This window comes from Rhizobium sp. YIM 134829, assembly GCF_046546455.1.
Genome location: NZ_JBKHKI010000003.1, coordinates 140,178 through 164,960 on the forward strand (window position 1 = coordinate 140,178; position 24,783 = coordinate 164,960).

Below are 24,783 nucleotides of genomic sequence, written 5' to 3' on the forward strand. Positions count from 1 at the left end.
CTCAGGCGGTCAGGTCGATGATGCCGGCTTCGCCACTTTCCGACCCGAAAGCGAGCTGTCGGCCGGAGCGAGACCATGCAAAGCCGCTGATCGCGCCCTTGCCGGGACGGCGCAGCAGCACTTCCTTGGAATCGGCGAAGCGCACCGCCAGCACCATACCGTCCGAATAGCCGATGGCGGCGATCTCGTCGGTCGGGTGGCAGGCGACCTGCGTCGCCATCACATCGCCGCGGGTGCCGAGCTCCAGCGGCGCCTTGCCCATCGGCCCATCCTTGCCCTGGAAGGGCCAGACGATGGCGGCGGGCGCACCGGAGGAGGCGAGCCATTTGCCCTTCACCGACCAGGACAGCGATTTCACCTTGGCGGGATAGCCGGTCATCCGCATATGGCGGGTTTCCGAGCCGGGCTTCACGTCCATCTTCCAGCCATGCAGGGCGTTTTCCTGCATCTGGGTGACGAGAAAGCGGCCGTCCGGCGAGAAGGTCACGCCGGTATGGGCGCCTTTCCAGTCGAGATCGACCGGCTGCCCCGCCATCGCCACCCAATGCAGCGAGACGCCGTTGTAGCGCGCGAGCGCGATCCGCAGACCCTTGGGCGCGAAGGCGAGGCCCTCGACAGTGCGCTGTTCGGTAAACTCCTTGGTGGTGCCGTCGGCGAGGCGAACGAAGGCATTGCGGCCGATCGCATAGCCGATTGCCCCTTGCGGGCCTGGCGCGACCTGGGAGATCCACTTGCGGGGATGATGAGCAAGCTCGGTCACGCCGCCGTCGCGGGCGATGCGCAACACCTTCCCGTCCTCGCCGCCCGTCAGCAGCGTGCCGCTGGCTTCGTCGAGAATGGCGGCGAGCAGGCCGTCATGCGCCTCGGTCACCTTGTGCCCCTCATCGAGACGATGAATGCGGCCGGTGGCATCGGCAAAAAACGGAACGTCGCCCAGATAGGCGACGGTCACGATATGGGCGTCGAGGTCGAGCGGCGCGATGGTGGGCATTAGTTCGGCTGCGCCTCGCAGGCCTTGAAGGTGCGCTCGAGTTTTTCCCGGTCGAGGTCGCGACCGATAAAGACGAGACGGCTTTCGCGCGGCTCGCCCTCCTTCCACGGGCGCTGGTGATCGCCCTCGATAATCATATGCACGCCCTGGACGACATAGCGTTCATCATCGCCGGCGAAGGCGATGATGCCCTTGAGCCGCAGAATGTTCGGCCCGTCGGTCTGGGTGATCTTCTGGATCCAGGGGAAGAACCGGTCCGGATTCATCAGCCCGCCGCGCAGCGAGACCGACTGGACGGTCACGTCATGGATGGGAGAGGGTGCGTCGTGGTCATGGTGATCATGATCATGATCATGATGGTGGTGATGATCGTGGCCGTGGTGATGATGGCCATGGTCACAGTCTGGGCCACAGACATGGTCGTGATCATGATGATCGTGATCGAGGAAATGCGGCTCGTTCTCGAGCGCCCGTTCGAGGTTGAAGGCACCCTGGTCGAGCACCTTGGAAAGGTCGATCTCGGAGCGCTGGGTGCGGTGGATGCGGGCGGACGGATTGATGACGCGAATCGTCGCTTCGACGCGGGCAAGCTCCTCCGGCGTCACCAGATCGGTCTTGTTGAGCAGGACCACATCGGCAAAGGCAATCTGGTCCTCGGCCTCGCGGCTGTCCTTCAGACGCAGCGGCAGATGCTTGGCATCGACGAGGGCGATGACCGCATCGAGTTCGGTCTTGGCGCGCACGTCGTCATCCATGAAGAAGGTCTGGGCGACCGGAACAGGGTCGGCAAGGCCGGTGGTCTCGACGATGATGGCGTCGAAGCGACCGGGCCGGCGCATCAGGCCCTCCACGACGCGGATCAGGTCGCCGCGCACCGTGCAGCAGACGCAGCCATTGTTCATCTCGTAGATCTCTTCATCCGACTCGACGATCAGGTCGTTGTCGATGCCGATCTCGCCGAATTCATTGACGATGACAGCATATTTCCGCCCGTGATTTTCGGACAGGATCCGGTTGAGAAGCGTCGTCTTGCCCGCGCCGAGATAGCCGGTGAGCACGGTGACGGGAATTGGCTTTTGAGCTTCGGATGCGGTCATGGTGGCCTCGCAGGGACGTGAAGGGCCGCCGCGTCAAGGGCGGCGGGCGTCGCCTCCATATAAGACCAGTTGCTTCGAGTTCAAAGGCGCGAAGAGGGAAGGCCACCGATCAATGCGGAGGCAGCGCCGGCGCCAGATCCGTGCGGGCGAAATCGGCGCCGATGAACAGGAGCGGACAGCCGAACTCCTCCGCCGTAGCATAGGCGAAGCAGTCGCCGAAATTGAGCCCGGCCGAATGGAAGCCCTTGCCGAACCGCCGATAAGCCGCCGCCGCCCGCTCTGCGCGCTCGGCGGTGAGGGGCAAGACCTCTCTGATCGTGGTGGCGATCAGCGCCGCCATGTCTTCGTGAAGTCCGCGACGGGAGGCGACGATCATGGCCTCCGTCAAGTTCCCCGCCGCCAGCAACGTCTGCTGCTCCTTTGCGAGAACTCGCGACAGACGCTCTGATCCTGGCTCATCCTGGAGTATGGCCAGGAGAGCGGACGTATCGACCACGATCATGCCGGCAAACCGTTGTCGTCGTAGAGAAAATCCTGGCTGCGTGCCGCATCTTCACCGCGCAACGCGTTCTTTTCCTGCACCATCTGCTGGATAAGCTTAATCCGTGCGAGGCGCTCCTCTGGATGAGAAACGAAACTCCAGCTCGGCGTCAGCCGCACCACATCCCCGCCCTCTAGGGTCAGCACCACCTCTTCGCCCTGCTGGACGCGGCGGACCAGTTCGGGGAGGCGTTCGGCGGCCTGGTCGATGGAGATACGCATCAGCGGCTCCTGTCTGGCATGGAGTTCTAATATACGGCGAAGCGTGGTGGCCTGCAAGGGGTGGTCAGTCGAAGCTGCGCGGGTCGAAGGCGTGGATGTCGTGAAGCAGCGCCAGCACGCCTTGAACGGCATGGGCAATCAGGGCCTCGCCCCGATCGGCGCTCGCCGCCCGCGCATTGCCGGTGGCGCCTTGCGGGTTCAGGTCGCGCATCATCCAGCCGAAGGCGTGCGGGCCATAGGCGCGCAGATGCGTGAACCGCCGGGCGAACTCCGCCTGTCGCGAGGGAAAGTCGCGCGCCTTGCTGAGATCGACCCGGTTCGGGTGGAGCGCCAGCATGACTGAGGTCTCGATCTCGCCGCCATGGATGTCGATCGCCTTGGCCTCCGGCGCCATCCAGCCCTCCGGCTGGCCGAAGCGGGCCCAGCTGGTGGCGACGACCAACATGGCGAAGCGAACACGGGCCTCGGTCGCGACGATCGTCATCAGCGGGGAATTGCCGCCATGGGCATTGAGCAACATCAGCTTGCGGATGCCGAGACCCTTCAGCCTTTCCGCAATGCCGATCCAGCGGCTGATCGCTTCGTCGTAATTCAGCGTGCGCGTGCCCGCCACATCGCTGTGCTCGATCGAATAGCCGACCGGCTCCACCGGCAAGACGGTGACCGGCAGGTCTGCCGGCAAGGCCTCCACCAGTCGACGGACGATACCTTCGACAATCAGCGTGTCGGTCTCGAAGGGGAGGTGCGGTCCGTGCTGCTCATGGGCGCCGAGCGGTAGGACGGCGATCCAGTCGCTGCGTGTCTCCGGAGGGTCGAGGAGATCATTGTCCGCCCATCGGTGTTTCGGAATGACCATGCGACGTCCGTTCCTCTGGTACTGCTTGCCGCTTCCCGGTCACTCAAGCCGGCTTGCGGATCCTTCGCCGGCTCTTGCAGCCGGATTGTCACATGAGTCATACGAATATGCGATGATGAAGAAAAGGCGATGGGAGGGGCATTTGGGTAAGAAGGACAAGCTGGAGAAGAAGTCGAAGGCACGCAAGGAGCGCGAGGTCCACGGCGAGGAGGGGGTGGTGCAGGAACGGCCCGAGGCCGAGGTGGCGCTGCTGCTCGTGCAGACGGCGCGGGCGATGCGCACGCTCTCGTCGCGCAACCTTGCGGAAAGCGGGCTTTATGCCGGCCAGGACGGCGTCATGCTGGCCCTGCAGGATTCGGACGGCCTGACCGCCGGCAGCCTTGCCGCCCGGCTCGGCGTCAAGGCGCCGACCATGACGCGGACGATCGGCCGGATGGAGGCGCAGGGCTTTCTGGAGCGGCGGCCCGATGTCGATGATGCGCGGCTGACAAAGGTCTATCTGACAGAGACGGGCCGCGCCCAGCTTGACGCGATCGCGGAAGCTGGAAGGTTGAGCGAGTCCCTGGCGCTCAAGGGGTTCAGCGACAAGCAGGTGCGCACGCTTGCCAAGCTGCTGCGCGCCCTCGACGGCAATCTGCACGGCGAACCGTCCGATTGATCGTCCGCCGGCCACAACCGAGATGCGGCTTCGCCACAATTGGGTTGCATCTGCCTCTTAAAGTGTTTAAATGGAATTTAAACCTGGTGGGGGCCGGGCGCGACGAGATGACGAACCGGAGGAGACGTGGCCCAGAAGATCAAGCTGTCGACGATCGCCGAAACGCTGGGCGTTTCCACGGCCACCGTGTCGCTCGCATTGCGCGACAGCCCGCTGGTGGCCAATGCCACACGCGACAAGATCAAGGATCAGGCCCGGGCGCTCGGCTATATCTACAACCGCCGTGCCGCCAGCCTCAGGACCTCCCGCTCGGGCATCGTCGGCGTCGTCGTTCACGATATCATGAACCCCTTTTATGGCGAGATCCTGAAGGCGATCGAGGCCGAGCTCGACCGCGACCGGCAGACCTTCATTCTCTCCAATCATTATGACTCCGTCGAGAAGCAGCGCGCCTTCATCGAGACGCTGCTGCAACTCGGTGGTGACGGCGTCATCATGTCGCCTGCCATCGGGACGCCGCCGAGTGATATCCAGCTTGCCGAAGACAATGGCATGCCGGCCATCCTCGTCGCCCGCTCGATCGAGGGCCTCGACGTGCCGATCTTCCGCGGCGACGACGCCTATGGCATCTCGCTCGCCACCAATCACCTGATCGGGCTCGGTCATCGCTGCATCGCCATGGTCGGCGGCACCGACCAGACCTCGACCGGTCGTGATCGCTATCAGGGTTATGTGCAGGCGCTGCGCAAGGCGGAGATCGAGGTCGATCCCAATCTGCGCATTCCGGGGCCGCGCTCCATGCAGGGCGGCTTCGAGGCGGCCGTGCATCTGCTCTCCCTGCCGCAGCGCCCGACGGCGGTCGTCTGCTGGAACGATCTCGTCGCGATCGGCATGATGAACGGCATTGCTCGCGCCGGCCTGGTCGTCGGCAAGGATATTTCCGTCACCGGTTATGACGATCTCGAGGAAGCCTCGCTCTCCACACCGGCGCTGACGACCGTCTGGAACGGCCAGTCGGATGTCGGCCGCAGTGCCGCCCGCGCGCTGCTCGACAAGCTGAACGGCAGCCACGAGCCGGACGGCATCCACCTCATCAAGCCGGAAATGCGTATTCGCCAGTCCACCGGCCCGCTGCGCCCCCCGCCAGGCGATTGAAACGACGGAGACAGCCATGTCCGACCCCCGCCCCGCCATTCTCATTCCGGGGAAGATGAACCAGCGCGTGCTGGACAGGCTGGGAGACCGCTTCGAGATCCTGCGCCTCGACGGCGCCGATCCGGCTCTGGTCACCCCCGAGATCGCCACCCGGACCCGCGCCATCGCCACCTTCAACAAGGTGTCGAGCGGGCTGATGGACGCCGTCGATCATCTGGAGATCGTCGCCAATTTCGGTGTCGGCTATGACGGCGTCGATGCCGCCCATGCCGCGACCAAGGGCATCGTCGTCACCAACACGCCGAACGTGCTCGATGACGAGGTGGCGGATACGACGATCGGCCTGCTTCTCAACACGCTGCGCCGGTTTCCTGCCGCAGAGGCCTATCTGCGGGCCGGCAAATGGGCGAGCGATGGCCCCTTTCCCTTGAGCCCGCTGACGCTGCGGGGCCGCACGGTCGGGCTCTACGGCCTTGGCCGCATCGGCCTTGCAATCGCCCGGCGTCTGGAGGCCTTCGGTGTCACGCTCGCCTACTACACCCGCAACCCCCGCCCGGATGTCCCCTACCGCCATTACCCGACGCTGAAAGGCCTGGCCGAGGCGGTGGATACGTTGATCGTCATCGTGCCAGGCACCGACAGCACCCGCCACACCGTGAATGCCGAGATCTTCTCGGCGCTTGGTGAAAAGGGCGTGGTGATCAGCATCGGGCGCGGGATCACCGTCGACGAGAGGGCACTGATCGAGGCGCTTCAGGCGGGTACGATCGCCGCCGCCGGGCTGGATGTTTTTGAGAACGAGCCGCATGTGCCGCAGGCTTTGATCGACCTGCCGACCGTTGCTCTGCTCCCCCATGTCGGCTCCGCTTCGGTGGCGACGCGCGATGCCATGTCGGATCTGGTGGCTGACAACCTGATCGCCTGGTTCGAGAAAGGCGAGGCCGTGACGCCGGTTTCCGAAACGCCGTTCACGCGGCGGGGGCGCTGATCCCGCTGAGGCCGCGGTCGCGATAGGCGCGAACCGCTTCGCCGAAGGCGGCGAAGAGGTCGTTCGACGGCTTGTCGCGACCGACCCAATATTCCGGATGCCACTGCACGCCGACGGCAAAGGCCTTTGCGCCGATCACCGAAACCGCCTCCACCGTGCCATCATCGGCCACAGCCTCGACGGCGAGATTGGGAGCGAGATCGGAAATTGCCTGACGGTGAAGCGAGTTGACGTCGACGACGCCGGCACCCAGCACGCCGGCCAGGCAGCTGCCGGCCTCGATCATCACGGTCTGGCGGATGCCATAGGCGACATCGAGCGTCGAGCCTTCCGGCTTGCGGTGGTCCTTGCGGCCGGGAAGCGTCTGGATTTCGGAAGCCAGCGTACCACCGAGTGCGACATTGAGCTCCTGGATACCGCGGCAGATGGCGAGCACCGGGATCGCGCGGTCGAGCGCCCGGCGGATCAAGGCGAGGCTGGTCGCGTCGCGGCCGGGATCGAACGGCCCGTCCGCCTCGCTTGCCTCGCGGCCGTAGAGCGAGGGATGCACGTTGGAGCGCGAGCCGGACACCAGCAGCCCATCGACCCGGTTGAGGATTTCTTCCGCTTCATTGCCGGTTTCGAGCGCCGGCACCAGCAGAGACATGACGCCGGCACCCTCCAGCGCCGCGCGCACATATTGGTGCGGGGTTGCGTGCCAGACATTGCCGTCGAGCTCGCGGAAATCGGCGGGAATGGCGACGATCGGCTTCGGCATGCGGGGCTCCGGATTCTGGCTGTAGAAAAAGCTGAAATAGCCGTTATCCAGTCTCTGCGTCAATCTGCGGGCAAGCTTCCGCTGCCTGCCTCTTGACCGGCGAAAAGGCTGAAGGCATGTGTGATGAGGCCGTGTTGCACGGTCGATGGAAGGGGAGAGAGACGATGGCGGAACATCACACCGGCCCGGCCGAAACGGGCGCCGAGATGGACTACAAGGAACATGAGAAGACCTATTCGATGTTCCTGGAGGGCGCAAAGTTCCTGACGGTCTTCTGCGTCGTGCTGCTGATCGCCATGGCGGCCCTGTTCTTCACCAATGCCGGCGCGTTCGTCAGCCTGATTCTCTTCGTCGTCCTTCTCGTTGCCGGCATCACTCTCACGCGGTGAACGGCGACGGTGCGCGCGAAGGCCGAGCCTGCGCGCGCCGCACGATGATGGCAGGACATGCGGGATGGGCGAAGGCGGGGAAGAACCAATGCGCAGATCGATGTCCGAGCCAGACCCGATGGCGCTGGGCGCCACGCTGGGCGCTTCGCATACCGATTTTGCCGTACGGTCGGAGACGGCCGAACGGATTGAACTCTGTCTCTACGATAGGGCAGGGGAGCGCGAGACCGGTCGGGTGTCACTTGCGCGCGGCGGTGACCACGTCTTTCGCACCCGTCTTGCCGATGCGCCGCCCGGTACCCGCTACGGCCTGCGTGCCTACGGCACTTATGATCCGGACAGAGGCCTATGGTTCGATCCCGCGAAACTGCTGGTCGATCCCTATGCGCTTACCCTCGACCGTCCCTTCCATCACGATGCCCGCCTGATCGCCCACGGTGTCGAAACCGCCGATCTCGTGCCGAAGGCGGTCGTGACCGCGCTGCCGGAGGCAGCCTCCGCCGCGCCGCTCTTTTCGCGTCAGGGGCTGATCTACGAGGTTGCGGTCCGCCCCTTCACCAAGCTTCACCCGCACGTGCCGGAAGCCGCGCGCGGGACGGTTGGCGCTCTGGCTCATCCAGCCGTGATCGATCATCTGACGAGCCTTGGCGTTGCCGCGGTGGAGCTGATGCCAATCACTGCCTGGATCGATGAGCGCCACCTGCCGCCGCTCGGCCTCGTGAATGGCTGGGGCTATAATCCGATCGCCTTCCAGGCGCTCGATCCGCGGCTGGTGCCGGGTGGCTGGGTGGAGCTGCGGGATACGGTGGCGGCGTTGCATGCGGCCGGTATCGGCGTCATCCTCGATCTTGTCTTCAACCATTCCGGCGAGAGCGACCGGTTTGGGACGACGCTCTCGATGCGCGGGCTCGACAAGCGGGTCTATTATCGCCACACCGACGATGGCGCCCTGGTCAATGATACGGGCTGCGGCAACACGATCGCCTGCGACCACCCGGCCGTGCGCCGCCTCATCCTCGAGACCCTGCGCAATTTCGTCCGCGCGGCGGGCATCGATGGCTTCCGCTTCGACCTCGGCTCGATCCTCGGGCGCGACGCGCATGGCTTCCACCGCGATGCCGCGCTCTTTACCGAGATGCTCGCCGACCCGCTGCTCAAGGACCGGATCCTGATCGCCGAGCCCTGGGATATCGGCCCCGGCGGCTATCAGCTCGGTCAGTTTCCCGACGCGTTCCTCGAGTGGAACGACCGGGCCCGCGACGATCTGCGCCGCTTCTGGCGGGGCGATGGCTGGACGGTGGGCGCGCTCGCCACGGCGCTTGCCGGTTCGGCGCCAGTCTTTGCCCGCGACGGCGCCACGCGCAGCCGCGGCGTGACCTTCATCGCCGCCCATGACGGCTTCACCCTGGCTGATTTGACCGCCCATCGCCACAAGCACAACGAGGCGAATGGCGAGGACAATCGCGACGGGCATGGCGAGAACCATTCCTGGAACAATGGCGTGGAAGGGGCAACGCAGGATGCCGCGATCCTCGCCGCCCGCCAGCGCGACATCAAGGCGCTGCTTTCGACCCTGTTTGCCAGCCGGGGGTCAATCATGCTGACGGCTGGGGACGAGGCGGGGCGCAGCCAGGGCGGCAACAACAATGCCTATTGCCAGGACAATGCAATCACCTGGGTCGATTGGGCGGCGCTCTCGCCCGAGCTTCTGGAGCATAGCCAAGCGCTCGCCGCGCTGCGGCGACGCTTCTCGGTCTTCGCCGAGGATCGGTTCTTCACGGGCGAGGGCGATGTCGACTGGCTGACCTTTGCCGGAAAGCCGATGCAGGCTCACGACTGGGACGGCGAGCGCACCGACCACCTGCTGATGGTGCTCGCGACCGAGGATGTCGAGGGCGCGGGGCCGGCGCGGCTCGCCATCGCCATCAACCGCGCCCAAAGCGATGCGCCCTTCGTGTTGCCCTTCAGCGCCAAAGGCTGGCAGCCGGTGGATCCGACGCCGGCGCTGCGCCAGGGCCGTCTGCCGGGCCGCAGCGTCAGCTTTTTCGTCTCGCCGGTTTAGCGAATCTTTCGCTCTCGGCCGGCCTTGGGCGCATATTGCCGCGCTGCGGCATCCATGCCTATATGTTGGCTATGCCGGGATCCGCCGGCATCGGTCATGCCTCCTGACGCGCCCTTCGAGCTGGAGCTTGTCTCATCGCTCAATGGTGGCATTCGGGGCCTGGCCGCATCGAAGGCGCATGAGCTGACAGCATGAGCGAAACGTCTGCAAGCCGCGATCCAGTGATACCGGACACCGCTACCGCGGACCCCGTTGCCGGGCCCGCGCCGCAGCGGGAAATCTCGCTGAGCGAGGTCTCGAGCCTCGTCGGTCAGGAACTCGGCGTTTCCGAATGGATCACCGTATCCCAGGATACGATCGACGGCTTTGCCGATGCGACCGACGACCACCAGTTCATTCACACCGACCCGGAACGCGCCGCCGCGGAAACGCCCTTCGGCGGCACGATCGCCCATGGGTTCCTGTCGCTCTCGCTGCTCTCGGCCATGAATTACAGCGGCCTGCCCAAGGTGCGCGAGCAGACGATGGGCATCAATTACGGCTTCGACAAGGTCCGCTTCCTCGCCCCGGTCAAGGCCGGCGCCCGGGTCCGCGGCCGCTTCGTGCTTGAGGAGGCCCGCTTCCGCGGCGGCGGCATGCTGATGGTCACCTATGACGTCTCGGTCGAGATCGAGAACGAGCGAAAGCCGGCCCTGACTGCCAAATGGCTGACGATCATCCAGTTCGATCCGAAGGATCGGCCAGATGATGTCTGAGGGCCTCAGGGGCGAAGCGGAGGTCCGCGCGGCGTTCCGGTCGCAGGCCGGGCATTGTCGAGGGCTCGGCTCTCCCTTCGTCGCGACCCTCTGCGATCTGGCGGCAGAGCGTTTGACGAGCGACAATCCCGTTGGCCGGTTCATTCTGGCCTGGGACGGCGATCCGGCGCCCTCGGCCGATTCCGTTCCTTTGCGCTTTGCCGGCGCCCTTCATGCGCTGGTGCTGGCCGGCAGGGACCCTCGCCTCGAACGGGTCTATCCGCCGCATGTCACGCAGGCCCAGGATCTTTGGCAGGCGGTCGAGGCGACCTGTCGTGACCATGCCGAGATCCTGATCGCCGGGCTGGCCTCGCCGCCGCAGACCAACGAGGTTCGCCGGTCGGCGGCGCTGCTTCCGGGCTTCCTTACGATCGCCGAACGCTTCGGCCTGCCGCTCTGCCTGTCGGAGGTCGGGGCGAGCGCCGGTCTGAACCTGATCTGGGACCACTATGCCTATGAGCTGGGCAGCAGCAGATGGGGCAACACGCAGGCCTCCGTCCGGCTCGCGCCGGACTGGTCGGGCCATCCGCCACCGCAGGCAAACTCGATCGTTCTTGAGCGGGCCGGCTGCGATCTTCGCCCAGTCAACGCGGGGGATCCCGAGGACGCGCTGCGGCTTCTATCCTATCTCTGGGCGGACCAGACCGACCGGATCGAGAGGACGCGTGCTGCTTTAGGTCTGGCGGTTGAGGCGGGCGTCGTCATCGAGAAGGCGGATGCCCTGTCCTGGCTGGAGCGGCGCCTGGCCGAGCGCCGGCCTGGATGCGTTCATGTGATCTATCACACGATTGTCTGGCAATATCTGCCGAAAGCGGCGCGGGAAGCGGGCGAGGCGCTGATCGAAGCTGCCGGTCGGTCGGCGAGCGACGATTCGCCGCTTGCGCATCTGTCTCTCGAAAGCGATGGCCTCGACCCCGGCGCAGCCCTCGTCCTTCAGCTCTGGCCAACCGGCGAGCGCCGTCAGCTCGGCCGCGCCTGCTTTCACGGTCGGTGGGTCAACTGGCAGGGCTGGGACGCCGGGTCAACTTTCTGAGCGCAAGCCGCCGCTCAGGCCCCCGCATCCTCCGCCCCTTCGGCCAGCAGGCCGAAGACATAGGGCGAGAAGGAGCGCCAGCATTCGACGCGGAAGGCGTCTTCGGCCGTGCGGTAGAGGACAACCTCCGACTTGCCGAAAACGGTGCGCGAGCAGGCGCCGATTGGAAAGGCCCGGAGCGAGAGGTCCTGCGGGCAGCCGCTGTTCAGCGCGGTCGCGGCGCCTGGGCCCTCGAGAAGGATCGCCGTATTGCGGTGGGAAATGTCGGTGGCGCTGAAGAGGCCGCTGACGCCGGAGAGCGAAGCCATGAGATCTGCTCCGGCCTCGTCGATCACCAGCCATTCGTCCGGACCGAGCCAGAGAGCGTGGCGCCGGTTCGCAGAAGCCGAGCCCTTGGGCGTCGTCGGAAGGGCGAGGCCGAGGGCGCTGCCCAGTGCTTCGACTGTTTCCGGCTTGGCCCGCAGCGACAGCCGCGTCGCGGGTGCTGCGGCGGTGAGCCGGGCGACACCCGAGCCGCCATGCAGCCCAGCGAGCGGCGGCGTACGGCGGGCGCTCGCCCGTTCGGGGATTGAAAGGTCAGCGGTCACAGAATCAGCCATGGATGCGGCCTCCGTCCTTGTCGAAAAACACCATTTCGCTCACCTCGACCGGAATCGTCCGGTCGGCCATCGGCACATAGAGTGTCTGGCCGAGCCGGGCCTTGCCGCCGGCGACCAGCGCCATGGCGATCGAACGGCCGCAATTCTGCGACCAATAGGCGGAGGTGACATGGCCGAGCATGGTCATCGGCTTCGGCTGGTTCGGGTCGGCGACGATCTGCGCGCCTTCCTCCAGCACGACTGCCGGATCCTTGGTCAGAAGGCCCACCAGCTGCTTGCGGCCCTCGCGCACGAGGTCCGGCCGCTTGAGGCCACGAATGCCGACGAAGTCCGGCTTCTTCTTGCCCACCGCCCAGCCGAGCGACGCATCGTCCGGCGTGACCGTGCCGTCGGTATCCTGGCCGACGATGATATAGCCCTTCTCGGCGCGCAGGATATGCATGGCCTCGGTGCCATAGGCGCAGCCGCCGAGCGCTTCGGCCCGTTCGCGCACCGCCTGCCAGACATCCGGCCCGAAATCGGCGGGCACGTTGAGCTCATAGCCGAGCTCGCCGGTGAAGGAGACGCGGAAGAGACGGCCCTTGACGCCGCAGATCTCGGCTTCCGCAACGCTCATATGCGGGAAGGCCTCGTTCGAAAGATCGACGCCCTCGATCAGCGGCGCGATCACCTCGCGTGCCTTCGGCCCCTGGACGGCGATGACCGCCCATTGCTCGGTGGCCGAGGTCAGCCAGACGTTGAGGTGCGGGAACTCGGTCTGGAGATAATCCTCCATGTGATGCATGACGCGGGCGGCACCGCCGGTGGTGGTGGTGACGTGGAAGCGGTCCTCGGCAATGCGGCCGACGACGCCGTCGTCGTAAACGAAGCCATCCTCGCGCAACATGATGCCATAGCGGCAGCGGCCGGGCTTCAGGCTGTCCCAGCTGTTCGTATAGATCAGGTTGAGGAAGGCGGCGGCATCGGGGCCGACGACCTCGATCTTGCCGAGCGTCGAGGCATCGAAGAGGCCCACGCTTTCGCGCACCGTCCGGCATTCGCGGTTGACCGCCCGGTGCATGTCCTCGCCGGGGCGGGGATAGTACCAGGCCCGCTTCCACTGGCCGACATCCTCGAAGGCCGCGCCCATTGCCTCTTCCACGGCATGGATCGGCGTCTTGCGGGTCGGGTCGAAGAGCTCGCCGCGCGAATGGCCAATCAGCGTGCCGAAGGTTACCGGCGTGTAGGGCGCGCGGAAGGTGGTCAGCCCCACTTCGGGAATGCCGCGGCCGAGCGTTTCGGCGGCGATCGCCAAGCCATGGATGTTGGAAAGCTTGCCCTGGTCGGTCGCCATGCCATTGGTGGTGAAGCGCTTGATATGCTCGATCGAATGCATGCCCTCGCGCACGGCGAGGCGGATATCCTTGGCGCAGACATCGTTCTGGAAATCGACGAAGGCCTTCACGTCGTCGTCCGGCCCAGCGCCATAGGCGGCCCCCGCCATGCCGCCACTCCAGGCAAAGGCCTCTGCGCCGCTGATCGACAGTGTCTCGCCGCCGGCATGGCCGGTTGCCGCAGCCGCAACCCGGCCGGCAGACAGTGCTTCGTCGATCGTCGCCTGCACATCGTCCGTGCCGTTGCAGGCGCCGACGCTGACGCAGTCCTGCGCATAGATGCCCGGCAGGAATCGCTGGCTTTCCGCATCGAAAGCGACCTTGCCGCGCGATTGCGAGAAGAGATGGACGGAGGGCGTCCAGCCCGAGGAGGTGATAAGCGCATCGATGACGATCTGCCGCTTCGCCCCGCCATTGACCGGCGCGACGAGCATGGAGGCGACGCGCAGCTTGCCCTTGGTGCCGAGAACGGCATGGCCGGCCAGCACCTCGATGCCGAGCCGGCGGGCCTCTTCCAGCACCGCCGCGCCGGGCGCAGCACGGCTGTCGACGATTGCCGGAATGGCGATGCCGGCGCGATGGAGGTCGAAGGCGGCCTCATAGGCCGAGTCGCTTGCCGTATAGACGCCGACCTTGCGGCCGACGGCGACGCCGTAATGGTTGAGATAGGCGCGGGCCGCGGAGGCGAGCAGGATGCCGGGACGGTCATTGTCGGCAAACACCATGTGGCGCTCGATGGCGCCGGTGGCGAGCACGACCCGCTTGGCGCGCACCTGCCAGAGCCGCTCGCGCGGCAGGCCGGGGGCAGGGCGGTCGAGATGGTCGGTGACCCGTTCGGCGAGCGCCAGGAAGTTCTGGGCATAGTAGCCGAAAGCCGTGGTACGGGTGAGCACCGTGACATTGTCCATTGCAGCCAGACGCTTGGCTGCGTCCTGGGCCCAGGCGAACCCGTCCTGGCCGTCGATGGTGACGCCGGTATCGTGATGCAGCGCGCCGCCCATTTCGGGTTGCTCGTCGCAGAGGATCACGCGTGCGCCGCTCTCCGCCGCCGCAAGTGCCGCGGAGAGGCCAGCGACGCCGCCACCCACCACCAGCACGTCACAATGTGCGTAGCGGCTGGCATAATGGTCGGGGTCCTCCTCGGTCGGGGACACGCCGAGGCCGGCCGCTGCGCGAATGCGCGGCTCGTAGAGGCTCTTCCAGGCCTGACGCGGCCACATGAAGGTCTTGTAGTAGAAGCCGGCGGCGAAGAAGGGCGCCAGGTACTGGTTGATGCCGCCCATGTCGAAGGAGAGCGAGGGCCAGCGGTTCTGCGAGATGGTCTTCATCCCGTCGAAGACCTCCTGCACGGTCGCGCGAACGTTCGGCTGTTCGCGCGCCGTGTCGCGGCTGACGCCGATCAGCGCATTTGGCTCCTCCGGACCAGCGGAGATGATGCCGCGCGGCCGGTGATATTTGAAGGAGCGGCCGACCAGATGGACGCCATGGGCGATCAGCGCCGAGGCGACCGTATCGCCGCGCAGCGCCGTATAGCTGCGGCCGTCAAAGGTGAACCGCGCGGTTCTAGCGGGCGTCAGACGGCCCTTGCCGGGGATCCTGTTGGCGCCGCTCATTCCGCGCGTCCTTCCGTGGCTTCATAGGTTTCGACGACGGTTTCGTCCGGCGTGGCGGCAATCGGCAGGGCCGGCTTCGGCTCGCCGGCCTTGTAGGTCAGGATGAACCTGTCGCTCACCGTATCGCGCGCGGCATTGAAGAAGCGGCCGCAGCCGGCCACATGCCGCCAGCGCTCGAAGATCACGCCCTTCGGATTGTCGCGCAGGAAGAAATAGGCCTCGAAGGCCTCGTCCGAAATGGCGGCGATCGGGTCGGGACGGGCGATATGGGCGTCGCCGGCGGCGCGGAATTCGAGCTCGGAGCGCTCTTCGCCGCAATAGGGGCAGTGGATCAGCAGCATGGGCGACATCCCGACAGCATGGTGGCGCACGGGGCGCCCGAAAGGATCACGATCTCTTGGCGCATGGCGGCCTCAATGCGCAACGGCAGCAGCGGCTGCCTCGTCGATCAGCCGTCCGGTGCGGAAGCGGTCGAGCGTCAGGCCTGCGGCCAGGCGGTGCGGCTCGCCCTTGGCGATCAGATGCGCGAAGAGATGAGCCGAACCGGGCGTCGCCTTGAAGCCGCCCGTGCCCCAGCCGCAATTGACGAACAGGTTCTTGACCGGCGTGACGCCCTGGATCGCCGAACGATCCGGCGTGTTGTCGGTGATCCCGCCCCATTGACGCAGCATCTTGACGCGGCGGAAGATCGGGAAGAGCTCGCAGATCGCATCCAGCGTGTGGGTGATGATCTGCAGGCCGCCGGTTTGGGAATAGGAATTATACTGGTCGGTGCCGGCGCCGATGACGAGCTCGCCCTTGTCCGACTGCGAAATATAGGCATGCACCGTGTTGGACATGACCACGCAGGGGAAGATCGGCTTCATCGGCTCGGAGACCAGGGCCTGAAGCGGCACGGAGTGAAGCGGCAGCCGCACATCGGCCATGCCGAGGATCACCGAATTGTGGCCGGAGGCCGACACGCCGATCTTCTTGGCGCCGATGAAGCCGCGCGTCGTCTCGACACCGGTCACGGCCCCGTCCGGTCCGCGGCGGATGCCCTTGACCTCGCAATTCTGGATGATGTGCACGCCGCGATCGGAGGCGGCACGCGCATAGCCCCAGGCGACCGCATCATGGCGCGCCGTGCCGCCGCGCCGCTGCAGCGCTGCGCCGTTGATCGGGAAGCGGGCGGCCGCGGAGATATCGAGCGGCGGGCAATAGGCCTTGGCCTCTTCCGGGCTCAGCCATTCATTGTCGATGCCATAGAGCCGGTTGGCGTGGATGTGACGCTTGAACACCTGCTGGTCGTGGATGTTGTGCGAAAGCATCATGACGCCGCGCGGCGAATACATCACATTGTAATTGAGCTCCTGCGACAGCGTCTCCCAGAGCTTGAGAGAGTGCTCGTAGATGTCCATGCTCTCGTCATAGAGATAGTTGGAACGGATGATCGTCGTGTTGCGGCCGGTATTGCCGCCGCCGATCCAGCCCTTCTCCAGCACCGCCACATTCGTGATGCCGTGCTCCTTGGCGAGATAATAGGCCGCACCCAGCCCGTGGCCGCCGCCGCCAATGATGATGGCGTCATAGCTTGCGCGCGGCTCGGGCGAGGCCCATTGCGCCTCCCAGCCCTTGTGCGCGCGCATTGCCTCGCGGGCCACGGCAAAGACCGAATATTTGCGCATCCGCCCCGTCTCCTTGAATGAGTGTCGGGCGTTCACCCCGGAAGGGACGCCCGGCGGCCATGCCCCGGCCGCGTTCGTGTCGCTACACATCGCAAATCAATCTGCGACGCAACGGTTCTTTTGCGACGCGAGTGCGGCCTTGTTTCGACACGGCGGTGACGGGTTGTCGCAGGTCTCCTCTGCCGGCCTATCGAACCGGACCCCGCCACCGGGTCCGCTTCGTGCAACCATTCTGACATCCAGCCCGTCTCGCTCACGCAGAACTGGATACGGCCCGCAGGTGCGGGGCTCTGACGTGGACAGCGATTTTCTTCCCTCGTGGAGACGGGCCCTGGTTCATCGAGAATCTGCCTCTGGGTCCGGGGTACGGCTGGACTTGCCGGGTGCGATCTGCTATCTCGCTTCACCAATCGCAAGGCCCAGGCCGAGCGAACGTTATTTCTTTGCTGTGCCACTGCCGGCAATGAAGCAAACAACGGCCCTCCTGACCGGGCCCAAACCAAAGGCCCGCCCGATCGGGCACAAACCGAAGGAACGTGATTCTCGTGCAGGTACTCGTCCGCGATAACAATGTCGACCAGGCTCTCCGCGCTCTCAAGAAGAAGATGCAGCGCGAAGGCATTTTCCGCGAAATGAAGATGCGCGACTTCTATGAAAAGCCGTCGCAGAAGCGTGCGCGCGAAAAGGCTGAAGCTGTTCGCCGTGTTCGCAAGCTGGCGCGCAAGCGCGCCCAGCGCGAAGGCCTGATCAGTGGCGGCCGCACCCCGGCAGCACGCTGATCCCGCGTTCGGCTGAGTGACGACATGACCGGCGGTGGCGACAGGTGCGCCGCCGCCTTTTTCATTGACCGGACGGCGGCAGGTGCCGCCAGGGTCAGCGCCGGCTGATGCGGGCCGATGTTCGGCCGACAGACCGACCGGACGCCGGATGCCGGAAAGGCATCGCGAGAGGCCGCGCGAGGAAGACGCGGCCGTGCGGAACGAAATCGCCGGGCGGATCTTAATCCTCCCATCCGGCCTTTGCGCGTCCGCCCGACGTTTGAGCTTGCGGATGAGCACGAGCAGATGGCCGCATGCGCAACTGCGATCTTTGACCAGAGGGACCGAGCTTGACATCGACCGACAGCATTGCCGCTTCCGCCGGCCGTATCTTCCCCGCCGCGCGGACAGGCTTCGCCTCCCATGGCCTTTCGGCCTGGGTGCTGGCCGGCACCCTGCTTCTGGCCGGCTGCCAGACGGATCCGACCAATGAGACGTTCCGCGTCGATCGTGCGCAAGGGTCGGAGCAGAACATCGCTTCGCTTTCGAGCGTGATCGCGGCCAATCCGAACGATCCCGAAGGCTACAATGTGCGTGGCTCCGCCTATGGCCGCGCTGGCGAATTCCGCCGCGCATTGTCCGATTTCAACATGGCGATCCAGCTCAATCCGCGCTTCTACCAGGCCTATGCCAACCGGGCGCTGGTTCAGCGCAATATGGGCGACCAGGCGCAGGCGCTGCAGGATTACAATGCGGCGCTGCAGCTCAACCCGCGCTATGATGTCGCCTTCATCGGTCGCGGCAATCTTTACCGCCAGGCGGGCCAGCTCGACCGCGCCTTTGCCGATTTCAACCAGGCGATCGAGAACGACACGACCGATCCGCGCGCCTATCACAATCGCGGGCTGATCTACCAGTCGCGCAACCAGCATGCCCAGGCGATCGAGGATTTCTCGACGGCGATCTCGCTCTCCTCGACCTCACCCGAGCCCTATAATGGTCGTGGCATTTCCTATCTGGCGATGGGCGACGACGACAACGCCTTCTCCGACTTCAACACGGCGATCAACCTCAACGGCAATCTTGCCGAGAGCTGGGCGAATCAGGCTCTGGTCTATGAACGCCGCAAGGAGTTCCAGAAGGCGATCCGCTCCTACTCGCATGCGCTGAAGCTGGATCCGAAATACGAGCCGGCGCGTGCCGGTCTCGCCCGGGTCAAGGCGGCCTCCTGAGCCGCCCTTGCCCGGCCCCCTCAAGAGGGCCGGGCCGCTCTGCGTCACATCGTCAGCCCGTGGCGGACGAGCATATAGAGCGCCATCGCGATCATCATCAGGTTCTCTGTCAGCGACAGGAAGCCGAGCGGCACGTTGCTCGAGCCGCCGACGCAGGCGCATTTCAGCTCCCGCTTGTCGAGATAGACGGCCTTGAAGACCGAGACCGCGCCGATCGTGCCGATGAACAGTGCGACGGGGATCGAGATCCAGTTCAACACACCCGCGATCATCAGAATGCCGGCTCCGGCCTCTGCAAAGGGATAGATGCGGCCATAGGGCACGAAGCGGCGGGCAAGCAGGTCGTAGTTCAGGAACATGGTCGAGAAGGTTTCGATGTTCTGCAGCTTCAGGAGCGCCAGAACGGCCATGGAGAAGGCGATGAACCACTCCGCCGCCCGTAGCGTGAACGGCGTGCCGAAGGCCGCATGGCTGGAAGCCAGCGCCATCAGCGCCGTGATCGCAAAGACGGCAAGGACGGGCCGGTAGGACGTCGCCTTCGGGTCCGGCACGGTCTTGCCGAAGAAGCGGCGCGTGTCGTCATAGCCGCCGATCCGCTGGCCGTCGATGAAGACCTGCGGGGTGGTCTTGACGTCATGTGCGGCTTTGAAGGCGTCCACATCCTCGCGCGTCCTCAGCCAGTTGTCTTCGACCTGATAGCCCTCGCGCTGCAGGAGATGTCTCGCCTTCAGCCCATAGGGGCAGATGTGCTTGTCCATGACCATTCTGTAGAGAACGGCCTTCTTCTCGGGTCTCGCGAGCATGGGAGCGCTCCTTTCCGGTCTTGCGCCTTTCGTCACGGGCGTTCCCACCCCATATAGGGTGCGGACCATGGTACGGAGTCAAGCCGATGGCGAAAGAGGATCAGACCATTGCCGGGCTGGCTGCAGCCGGCGGTGTCGGGGTGGAAACAGTGCGATACTACCAACGCCGCGGGCTGCTGGCGGTCCCGCTCGCGCCGGTCCGAGGTGGGCGCGAGCAGGTGCGTCGCTACGGGCCTGAGGCGCTGCGCCAGCTGCGCTTCATCCGCACGGCGCAAGCGGCCGGCTTTACGCTCGCGCAGATCCGTGAGTTGAAGGCGCTCGATGCGAGCGAGGATCGGCCGCGGGCCCGCGCGCTCGCCAGAGAACAGATCGCTGTGCTCGACCGCAAGATCGCCGAGCTTTCGGCGGCGCGCGCAGCCCTTGATCGTCTGGCACAGGCCTGCGGCTCCGGCAGCAGCGGCCCTTGTCCGATCCTCGATGCCTTCGAGCATGGTGGGGAGTGTGGACATAAGGTCCAGCGCTGAGGTGTGGTGAAAGACCCCCTCTAGGCTGCCGCCCATCTCCCCCACAAGGGGGGGAGAGACCCAGCCGCACGCGCTCGGCCCTCTTGATGAGGGCTTTTTAGATCACGGCTTCTGCCCGTGGGCGGCAGACACCTCTCAGCACTCTGCCGCCGAAATAGAACGAGGAGCCCGCTTCACGGCCTCTCCCCACTTGTGGGGGAGATGGCCGGCAGGCCAGAGGGGGTCTCTGCCCTCTGGCCAGTAGTCGTTCTCTGCGGATCAAGCGTTAGTGCTGTCCAACCTGAGCAGCCTTACCTCAGGTAATGACGCTCGGCTCGGTGCGGCCGGTGCGGTCCTTGATGCCGGCGATGGCGTCGGCGGCCTCGATCAGGTCCGCCAAAGCCGTCTGTGTTTCCACATCATGCTTGGCGGCGTCCGGTTCGAAGCGCTCGATATAAACACGCAGCGTCGCGCCCGAGGTGCCGGTGCCCGAAAGACGGTAGACGACGCGCGATCCGCCTTCGAACAGCACGCGGATGCCCTGATTGCTGCTGACCGACTGGTCGACCGGATCGTGATAGGAGAAGTCATCGGCCTTCTCGACGGTCAGATCACCGAAGGTCTTGCCGGGCAGGGTGGCGAGCTGGTCGCGCAGCGCCTGCATCAACCCGTTGGCAGCGGCCGAATCGACCTCTTCATAGTCGTGGCGCGAGTAATAGTTGCGGCCATAGGTCGTCCAGTGCTGGCGCGCAATGTCGAGCACGCTTTCCTGGCGCACGGCGAGGATGTTGAGCCAGAGCAGCACGGCCCAGAGACCGTCCTTCTCACGCACGTGGTTGGAGCCCGTGCCGGCACTTTCTTCGCCGCAGATGGTGGCAAGGCCGGCATCGAGCAGGTTGCCGAAGAACTTCCAGCCGGTCGGCGTCTCGTAGATGCCGATGCCGAGCTTCTCCGCGACGCGGTCGGCGGCGCCGGAGGTCGGCATGGAGCGGGCGATGCCGGCAAGGCCCTTTTCATAGCCGGGTGCGAGCTGCGCATTGGCGGCCAGCATGGCAAGGCTGTCGGACGGGGTGATGAAGATGCCCTTGCCGATGATGAGGTTGCGGTCGCCATCGCCATCGGACGCCGCGCCGAAATCCGGCGCATTCTCGCCCATCATCTCCTCATAGAGCGCGCGGGCATGGACGAGGTTCGGGTCCGGATGGTGACCGCCGAAATCCGGCAGTGGCACGAAGTTCAGCACCGAGCCCTTGGCGGCGCCGAGTCGGTTTTCGAGGATCTCCTTGGCATAGGGGCCGGTCACGGCGCTCATCGCGTCGAAGACGATCCGGAAGCCGCCCTGCAGCAGGGCGCGGATCGCCTTGAAGTCGAACAGGCTTTCCATCAGCTCGGCGTAGTCGGTCACCGGGTTGATGACCTGGACGGTCAGGCCGGCCACGTCCTGCTCGCCCTCGACATCGAGATTGATGTCGGGAACATCGGCGATCTTGTATTCCGTGATGCTTTTTGTGCGGGCGAAGATGGCGTCCGTCACCTTTTCCGGCGCCGGGCCACCATTGCCGATATTGTACTTGATGCCGAAATCCTCGGTCGGTCCGCCGGGATTGTGGCTGGCGGAGAGAACGATGCCGCCGAAGGCCTCATATTTGCGGATAACATGCGAGGCGGCGGGCGTGGAGAGAATGCCGCCGCGGCCGACGAGCACCCGGCCGAAACCATTGGCGGCGGCCATCTTGATCGCGATCTGGATGACCTCGCGATTGTAGAAGCGACCATCGCCGCCGATCACCAGCGTCTTGCCCTCGAAGCCCTCCAGGCTGTCGAAGATCGACTGGATGAAGTTCTCGGCATAGTTCTTCTGCTGGAACACCGGCACCTTCTTGCGCAAGCCGGAGGTGCCGGGTTTCTGGTCGGTGTAGGGTGTCGTCTGCACGGTTTTCGTCATGATTCAACCTTTGGTGAGAAGACGGGAATAGAGCGCCGCATAGGCCTTTGCGCTCCGATCCCAGGAGACGTCGGACGCCATGCCTTGCGCCTGGAGACTTGCCCAAAGCGATGGCTGGCGCCAGAGGGAAAACACGCGCCGCAAGGCAAGGCGCAAGCCTTCGGGGCTGACGGGTGAAAACTGGACGCCGGTGGCCGCACCAGCAGCGAGCGCCGCCTCATTGGCATCGATGACCGTATCGGCAAGACCGCCGGTGCGCGCCACCACCGGCACGCAGCCATAGCGCAGGCCATAGAGCTGGGTCAGGCCGCAGGGCTCGAAGCGTGAGGGGATGAGGATCGCGTCGGCGCCTGCCTGCATGAGATGCGACAAGGGCTCGTCATAACCGAGGACCAGACCGACCTGTCCGGGATATGCGGCGGCTGCGGTGCGGAAGGCGGCCTCGAGCGCGGCATCGCCAGAGCCGAGCACCGCAAGCTGACCGCCGCCGGAAACGAGCGTCTCGATCTCGTCGGCCAGCACATCCATGCCCTTCTGCAGGGTCAGGCGGCTCACGACGCAAAAGAGCGGGCCATCGCTCGGCGCAAGGCCAAACCGTTGGCGCAGCGCGGCCTTGTTCTCGGCCCGCTCGTCGAGCGCCTGTGCCGAATAGGATCGGGCGATGTGGCTGTCGCTCGCCGGATTCCAGACCGCGGTGTCGATGCCGTTGACGATGCCCGAGAGCGCCTCGACCCGGGCGGCAAGCACGCCTTCGAAGCCCATGCCGAATTCCGGCGTCAGGATCTCCTGCGCATAGGATGGGCTGACGGTGGTGATCGCCGTCGCGGCCGCGAGGCCGGCCTTCATGAAGGAGACATCGCCGTAGAACTCGACGCCATCGATGGCGAAGGCCTGTGGCGGCAGGGCAAGCTCCGGGAAGATCTGCGCGCCGTAGCGACCCTGGAAGGCGATGTTGTGGATGGTGAAGATGCTCGGCGTCTGCGGCGCCCGGTCATAGCGCATATAGAGCGGCGTCAGCGCCGCCTGCCAGTCATGCACATGGACGAGGTCCGGAACCCAATCGCCGAGACACCCTGCCGCGATCTCGGCGGCGGCGAGCGAGAGGCCGGCGAAGCGGCGAAAATTATCCGGATAATCGACGCCGTCCGTATCGAGATAGGGTCCGCCCGCCCGGTCGAAGAGGGCCGGCGCGTCGAGGATCAGGAGGTCGAGCCCCGCATGGCTCGTCTCCAGCACCGATGCCGGATGGCCGAAGAGCGAGTCGAACCCGCCCACCCGGCGGGTTTCGCCGAGCTTGGCCATGACGGCGGGATAGCCTGGCATCAGCGTGCGCATGCGGATGCCCAGGGGTGCGAGCGCGCCGGGAAGCGCGCCCGCGACATCGGCCAGGCCGCCAGTCTTGATCAGCGGGAAGACCTCGGAGGCGACCGATAGCACCTGCATGGGGTCAGAGATCCAGCTTGTCGAGCATGGCCTGGGTGATCAGGCAGATGCCGCCCTCGGAGCGGCGGAAGCGCCGCGCATCGGCTTCCGGATCCTCGCCGACGATCAGGCCTTCCGGGATGATGACCCGGCTGTCGATCACGACATTCTTGAGCTGCGCATGCCGCCCGACCTTCACATCCGGCAGGACGACGCAGTTTTCCAGGCGCGAATAGGAATTGATCCGGACGCCGGTGAAGAGCAGCGAGCGGTTGAGCGTCGCGCCTGAGATGATGCAATCGCCGGAGACGAGGGAGGAGATTGCCGAACCGCGGCGGTTCTCGTCGTCATGCACGAACTTCGCTGGCGGCTTGATCTCGGCAAAGGTCCAGATCGGCCAGGTGCTGTCATAGATGTCGAGTTCGGGCGTCACATGGGTCAGGTCGATATTGGCCTGCCAATAGGCATCGATCGTCCCGACATCGCGCCAATAGGCTTCGCGTTCGAAATCGGAGCGCACGCAGGATTCGGCGAAGCGGTGGGCGATCGCCTTTCCGTGCTCGACGATATAGGGGATGATGTCCTTGCCGAAATCGCGGCTCGACTTGTCGTCCGCCGCGTCGCGCCGCAGCAGTTCCATCAGGAACTTGGTGTGGAAGACATAGATGCCCATCGAGGCCAGCGCCATGTCGGGATTGGACGGGATGCCCGGCGGGTCGGCGGGCTTCTCGATGAAGGCGATGATCTGGTCCTTCTCGTCCACGTGCATCACGCCGAAGCCGGTCGCTTCCATGCGCGGCACTTCCAGGCAGCCGATGGTGACGTCCGCGCCCGAGTCCACGTGCTGCTGCAGCATGAGCTCGTAGTCCATCTTGTAGACATGGTCGCCGGCGAGGATGACCATGTATTCGACGCCGTAATCCTCGATGATGTCGATGTTCTGGTAGACCGCATCCGCCGTGCCTTCATACCACTGCGTTTCGGAAACGCGCTGGGAGGCGGGAAGGATGTCGAAGCTTTCATTGCGCTCAGGCCGGAAGAAGTTCCAGCCGCGCTGCAGGTGGCGGATCAGCGAATGCGCCTTGTACTGCGTGGCGACCCCGATGCGGCGAATGCCCGAGTTGAGCGCATTGGACAGCGCGAAGTCGATGATGCGCGCCTTGCCGCCGAAATGAACCGCCGGCTTGGCGCGCCGGTCGGTCAGTTCCTTGAGCCGGCTGCCGCGTCCGCCGGCCAGCACATAGGCCATGGCATCGCGAGCGAGCGGTTGGTGTCTTTTCTCCATTGGTACCTCCCTTAGCGGGCGCGATGCCCGGCCCGTTTCGG

24 protein-coding genes are annotated in these 24,783 nt (G+C 65.4%); 10 read left to right on the top strand and 14 right to left on the bottom strand.

Annotation, left to right across the window (positions count from 1 at the left end):
• Position 1: 1 nt before the first annotated feature.
• The 5 genes from ACLE20_RS07520 to ACLE20_RS07540 all read right to left on the bottom strand — a co-directional run bounded on the left by ACLE20_RS07520 (position 2) and on the right by ACLE20_RS07540 (position 3,706).
• Positions 2-991 carry a WD40 repeat domain-containing protein gene (locus tag ACLE20_RS07520; RefSeq protein WP_410939658.1) on the bottom strand — a complete coding sequence of 330 codons (990 nt, stop codon included), beginning with the start codon at positions 989-991 and terminating at the stop codon, positions 2-4.
• A complete protein-coding gene (locus ACLE20_RS07525) occupies positions 991-2,088 on the bottom strand; it encodes a CobW family GTP-binding protein (RefSeq protein WP_410939659.1) in 1,098 nt (365 codons plus the stop codon). The genes ACLE20_RS07520 and ACLE20_RS07525 overlap by 1 nt, the downstream gene beginning before the upstream one ends.
• A 109-nt stretch (positions 2,089-2,197) precedes the next feature.
• A complete protein-coding gene (locus ACLE20_RS07530) occupies positions 2,198-2,590 on the bottom strand; it encodes a type II toxin-antitoxin system VapC family toxin (protein WP_410939660.1) in 393 nt (130 codons plus the stop codon).
• Entirely contained in the window at positions 2,587-2,850 is a 264-nt protein-coding gene (locus tag ACLE20_RS07535) for a type II toxin-antitoxin system Phd/YefM family antitoxin (protein ID WP_410939661.1), read from the bottom strand. Before ACLE20_RS07535 ends, ACLE20_RS07530 begins: the two co-directional genes overlap by 4 nt.
• Before the next feature lie 64 nt (positions 2,851-2,914).
• On the bottom strand, positions 2,915-3,706 hold the full coding sequence (locus ACLE20_RS07540; RefSeq protein WP_410939662.1) for a creatininase family protein: 792 nt from the start codon (positions 3,704-3,706) through the stop codon (positions 2,915-2,917).
• 214 nt (positions 3,707-3,920) lie between these two features.
• Here ACLE20_RS07540 and ACLE20_RS07545 point away from each other — a divergent pair, with 214 nt between their 5' ends.
• The 3 genes from ACLE20_RS07545 (at position 3,921) to ACLE20_RS07555 (ending at position 6,507) form a co-directional block, all read left to right on the top strand.
• Complete coding sequence (locus ACLE20_RS07545; protein ID WP_410939890.1) at positions 3,921-4,364, top strand: MarR family winged helix-turn-helix transcriptional regulator; 444 nt, start codon at positions 3,921-3,923, stop codon at positions 4,362-4,364.
• A gap of 126 nt (positions 4,365-4,490) precedes the next feature.
• A complete protein-coding gene (locus ACLE20_RS07550) occupies positions 4,491-5,519 on the top strand; it encodes a LacI family DNA-binding transcriptional regulator (protein ID WP_410939663.1) in 1,029 nt (342 codons plus the stop codon).
• A gap of 16 nt (positions 5,520-5,535) precedes the next feature.
• Complete coding sequence (locus tag ACLE20_RS07555) at positions 5,536-6,507, top strand: 2-hydroxyacid dehydrogenase (RefSeq protein ID WP_410939664.1); 972 nt, start codon at positions 5,536-5,538, stop codon at positions 6,505-6,507.
• Here the strand turns inward: ACLE20_RS07555 and ACLE20_RS07560 are convergent.
• Entirely contained in the window at positions 6,488-7,264 is a 777-nt protein-coding gene (locus ACLE20_RS07560; protein ID WP_410939665.1) for a gamma-glutamyl-gamma-aminobutyrate hydrolase family protein, read from the bottom strand. The two genes, ACLE20_RS07555 and ACLE20_RS07560, sit on opposite strands and share 20 nt — an antisense overlap.
• 164 nt (positions 7,265-7,428) lie before the next feature.
• Between ACLE20_RS07560 and ACLE20_RS07565 the strand changes: the two genes are divergently transcribed.
• From ACLE20_RS07565 to ACLE20_RS07580, 4 genes are all read left to right on the top strand, one after another.
• On the top strand, positions 7,429-7,653 hold the full coding sequence (locus tag ACLE20_RS07565) for an aa3-type cytochrome c oxidase subunit IV (RefSeq protein ID WP_323103549.1): 225 nt from the start codon (positions 7,429-7,431) through the stop codon (positions 7,651-7,653).
• Between the two features lie 100 nt (positions 7,654-7,753).
• Entirely contained in the window at positions 7,754-9,715 is a 1,962-nt protein-coding gene (gene glgX, locus ACLE20_RS07570; RefSeq protein WP_410939891.1) for a glycogen debranching protein GlgX, read from the top strand.
• Positions 9,716-9,906: 191 nt separating this feature from the next.
• On the top strand, positions 9,907-10,470 hold the full coding sequence (locus ACLE20_RS07575) for a MaoC family dehydratase (protein WP_410939666.1): 564 nt from the start codon (positions 9,907-9,909) through the stop codon (positions 10,468-10,470).
• On the top strand, positions 10,463-11,542 hold the full coding sequence (locus ACLE20_RS07580; RefSeq protein WP_410939892.1) for a DUF2332 domain-containing protein: 1,080 nt from the start codon (positions 10,463-10,465) through the stop codon (positions 11,540-11,542). The genes ACLE20_RS07575 and ACLE20_RS07580 overlap by 8 nt, the downstream gene beginning before the upstream one ends.
• Positions 11,543-11,556: 14 nt before the next feature.
• On the opposite strand, the gene ACLE20_RS07585 is transcribed toward ACLE20_RS07580, so the two are convergent.
• The 4 genes from ACLE20_RS07585 to ACLE20_RS07600 form a co-directional block, all read right to left on the bottom strand.
• Positions 11,557-12,141, bottom strand: coding sequence for a sarcosine oxidase subunit gamma (locus tag ACLE20_RS07585; protein ID WP_410939667.1), 585 nt, complete (start codon positions 12,139-12,141; stop codon positions 11,557-11,559).
• Complete coding sequence (locus ACLE20_RS07590) at positions 12,134-15,127, bottom strand: sarcosine oxidase subunit alpha (RefSeq protein ID WP_410939668.1); 2,994 nt, start codon at positions 15,125-15,127, stop codon at positions 12,134-12,136. Before ACLE20_RS07590 ends, ACLE20_RS07585 begins: the two co-directional genes overlap by 8 nt.
• Positions 15,124-15,468 (bottom strand): sarcosine oxidase subunit delta, encoded by a 345-nt coding sequence (locus ACLE20_RS07595; protein ID WP_410939669.1) that lies wholly within the window; start codon positions 15,466-15,468, stop codon positions 15,124-15,126. The genes ACLE20_RS07590 and ACLE20_RS07595 overlap by 4 nt, the downstream gene beginning before the upstream one ends.
• Before the next feature lie 72 nt (positions 15,469-15,540).
• Positions 15,541-16,794, bottom strand: a complete 1,254-nt coding sequence (locus ACLE20_RS07600; protein ID WP_410939670.1) for a sarcosine oxidase subunit beta family protein — start codon at positions 16,792-16,794, stop codon at positions 15,541-15,543.
• 536 nt (positions 16,795-17,330) lie between these two features.
• Between ACLE20_RS07600 and rpsU the strand changes: the two genes are divergently transcribed.
• Positions 17,331-17,573, top strand: a complete 243-nt coding sequence (gene rpsU / locus ACLE20_RS07605; RefSeq protein ID WP_410939671.1) for a 30S ribosomal protein S21 — start codon at positions 17,331-17,333, stop codon at positions 17,571-17,573.
• 368 nt (positions 17,574-17,941) lie between these two features.
• A complete protein-coding gene (locus ACLE20_RS07610) occupies positions 17,942-18,784 on the top strand; it encodes a tetratricopeptide repeat protein (protein WP_410939893.1) in 843 nt (280 codons plus the stop codon).
• 44 nt (positions 18,785-18,828) lie between these two features.
• On the opposite strand, the gene ACLE20_RS07615 is transcribed toward ACLE20_RS07610, so the two are convergent.
• Positions 18,829-19,587 carry a MauE/DoxX family redox-associated membrane protein gene (locus ACLE20_RS07615; protein ID WP_410939672.1) on the bottom strand — a complete coding sequence of 253 codons (759 nt, stop codon included), beginning with the start codon at positions 19,585-19,587 and terminating at the stop codon, positions 18,829-18,831.
• An 86-nt stretch (positions 19,588-19,673) separates the two neighbouring features.
• Between ACLE20_RS07615 and ACLE20_RS07620 the strand changes: the two genes are divergently transcribed.
• On the top strand, positions 19,674-20,111 hold the full coding sequence (locus ACLE20_RS07620) for a MerR family DNA-binding protein (RefSeq protein ID WP_410939673.1): 438 nt from the start codon (positions 19,674-19,676) through the stop codon (positions 20,109-20,111).
• A 295-nt stretch (positions 20,112-20,406) separates the two neighbouring features.
• Here ACLE20_RS07620 and ACLE20_RS07625 read toward each other — a convergent pair whose 3' ends face one another.
• From ACLE20_RS07625 to glgC, 3 genes are read right to left on the bottom strand one after another with little or no spacing between them, the layout of a single operon-like run.
• Positions 20,407-22,035, bottom strand: coding sequence for an alpha-D-glucose phosphate-specific phosphoglucomutase (locus ACLE20_RS07625; protein WP_410939674.1), 1,629 nt, complete (start codon positions 22,033-22,035; stop codon positions 20,407-20,409).
• A gap of 3 nt (positions 22,036-22,038) precedes the next feature.
• Positions 22,039-23,478, bottom strand: coding sequence for a glycogen synthase GlgA (gene glgA, locus ACLE20_RS07630; RefSeq protein ID WP_410939675.1), 1,440 nt, complete (start codon positions 23,476-23,478; stop codon positions 22,039-22,041).
• Between the two features lie 4 nt (positions 23,479-23,482).
• Positions 23,483-24,742 carry a glucose-1-phosphate adenylyltransferase gene (glgC, locus tag ACLE20_RS07635; protein WP_410939676.1) on the bottom strand — a complete coding sequence of 420 codons (1,260 nt, stop codon included), beginning with the start codon at positions 24,740-24,742 and terminating at the stop codon, positions 23,483-23,485.
• Positions 24,743-24,783 lie beyond the last annotated feature (41 nt).

Bases quoted from the DNA above. Each gene is read 5' to 3' on its own strand.
- ACLE20_RS07520 (WP_410939658.1), bottom strand. From the start codon at position 991: ATGCCCACCATCGCGCCGCTCGACCTCGACGCCCATATCGTGACCGTC.
- ACLE20_RS07525 (WP_410939659.1), bottom strand. From the start codon at position 2,088: ATGACCGCATCCGAAGCTCAAAAGCCAATTCCCGTCACCGTGCTCACC.
- ACLE20_RS07530 (WP_410939660.1), bottom strand. From the start codon at position 2,590: ATGATCGTGGTCGATACGTCCGCTCTCCTGGCCATACTCCAGGATGAG.
- ACLE20_RS07535 (WP_410939661.1), bottom strand. From the start codon at position 2,850: ATGCGTATCTCCATCGACCAGGCCGCCGAACGCCTCCCCGAACTGGTC.
- ACLE20_RS07540 (WP_410939662.1), bottom strand. From the start codon at position 3,706: ATGGTCATTCCGAAACACCGATGGGCGGACAATGATCTCCTCGACCCT.
- ACLE20_RS07555 (WP_410939664.1), top strand. From the start codon at position 5,536: ATGTCCGACCCCCGCCCCGCCATTCTCATTCCGGGGAAGATGAACCAG.
- ACLE20_RS07560 (WP_410939665.1), bottom strand. From the start codon at position 7,264: ATGCCGAAGCCGATCGTCGCCATTCCCGCCGATTTCCGCGAGCTCGAC.
- ACLE20_RS07565 (WP_323103549.1), top strand. From the start codon at position 7,429: ATGGCGGAACATCACACCGGCCCGGCCGAAACGGGCGCCGAGATGGAC.
- glgX (WP_410939891.1), top strand. From the start codon at position 7,754: ATGTCCGAGCCAGACCCGATGGCGCTGGGCGCCACGCTGGGCGCTTCG.
- ACLE20_RS07575 (WP_410939666.1), top strand. From the start codon at position 9,907: ATGAGCGAAACGTCTGCAAGCCGCGATCCAGTGATACCGGACACCGCT.
- ACLE20_RS07580 (WP_410939892.1), top strand. From the start codon at position 10,463: ATGTCTGAGGGCCTCAGGGGCGAAGCGGAGGTCCGCGCGGCGTTCCGG.
- ACLE20_RS07585 (WP_410939667.1), bottom strand. From the start codon at position 12,141: ATGGCTGATTCTGTGACCGCTGACCTTTCAATCCCCGAACGGGCGAGC.
- ACLE20_RS07590 (WP_410939668.1), bottom strand. From the start codon at position 15,127: ATGAGCGGCGCCAACAGGATCCCCGGCAAGGGCCGTCTGACGCCCGCT.
- ACLE20_RS07595 (WP_410939669.1), bottom strand. From the start codon at position 15,468: ATGCTGCTGATCCACTGCCCCTATTGCGGCGAAGAGCGCTCCGAGCTC.
- ACLE20_RS07600 (WP_410939670.1), bottom strand. From the start codon at position 16,794: ATGCGCAAATATTCGGTCTTTGCCGTGGCCCGCGAGGCAATGCGCGCG.
- ACLE20_RS07615 (WP_410939672.1), bottom strand. From the start codon at position 19,587: ATGCTCGCGAGACCCGAGAAGAAGGCCGTTCTCTACAGAATGGTCATG.
- ACLE20_RS07620 (WP_410939673.1), top strand. From the start codon at position 19,674: ATGGCGAAAGAGGATCAGACCATTGCCGGGCTGGCTGCAGCCGGCGGT.
- ACLE20_RS07625 (WP_410939674.1), bottom strand. From the start codon at position 22,035: ATGACGAAAACCGTGCAGACGACACCCTACACCGACCAGAAACCCGGC.
- glgA (WP_410939675.1), bottom strand. From the start codon at position 23,478: ATGCAGGTGCTATCGGTCGCCTCCGAGGTCTTCCCGCTGATCAAGACT.
- glgC (WP_410939676.1), bottom strand. From the start codon at position 24,742: ATGGAGAAAAGACACCAACCGCTCGCTCGCGATGCCATGGCCTATGTG.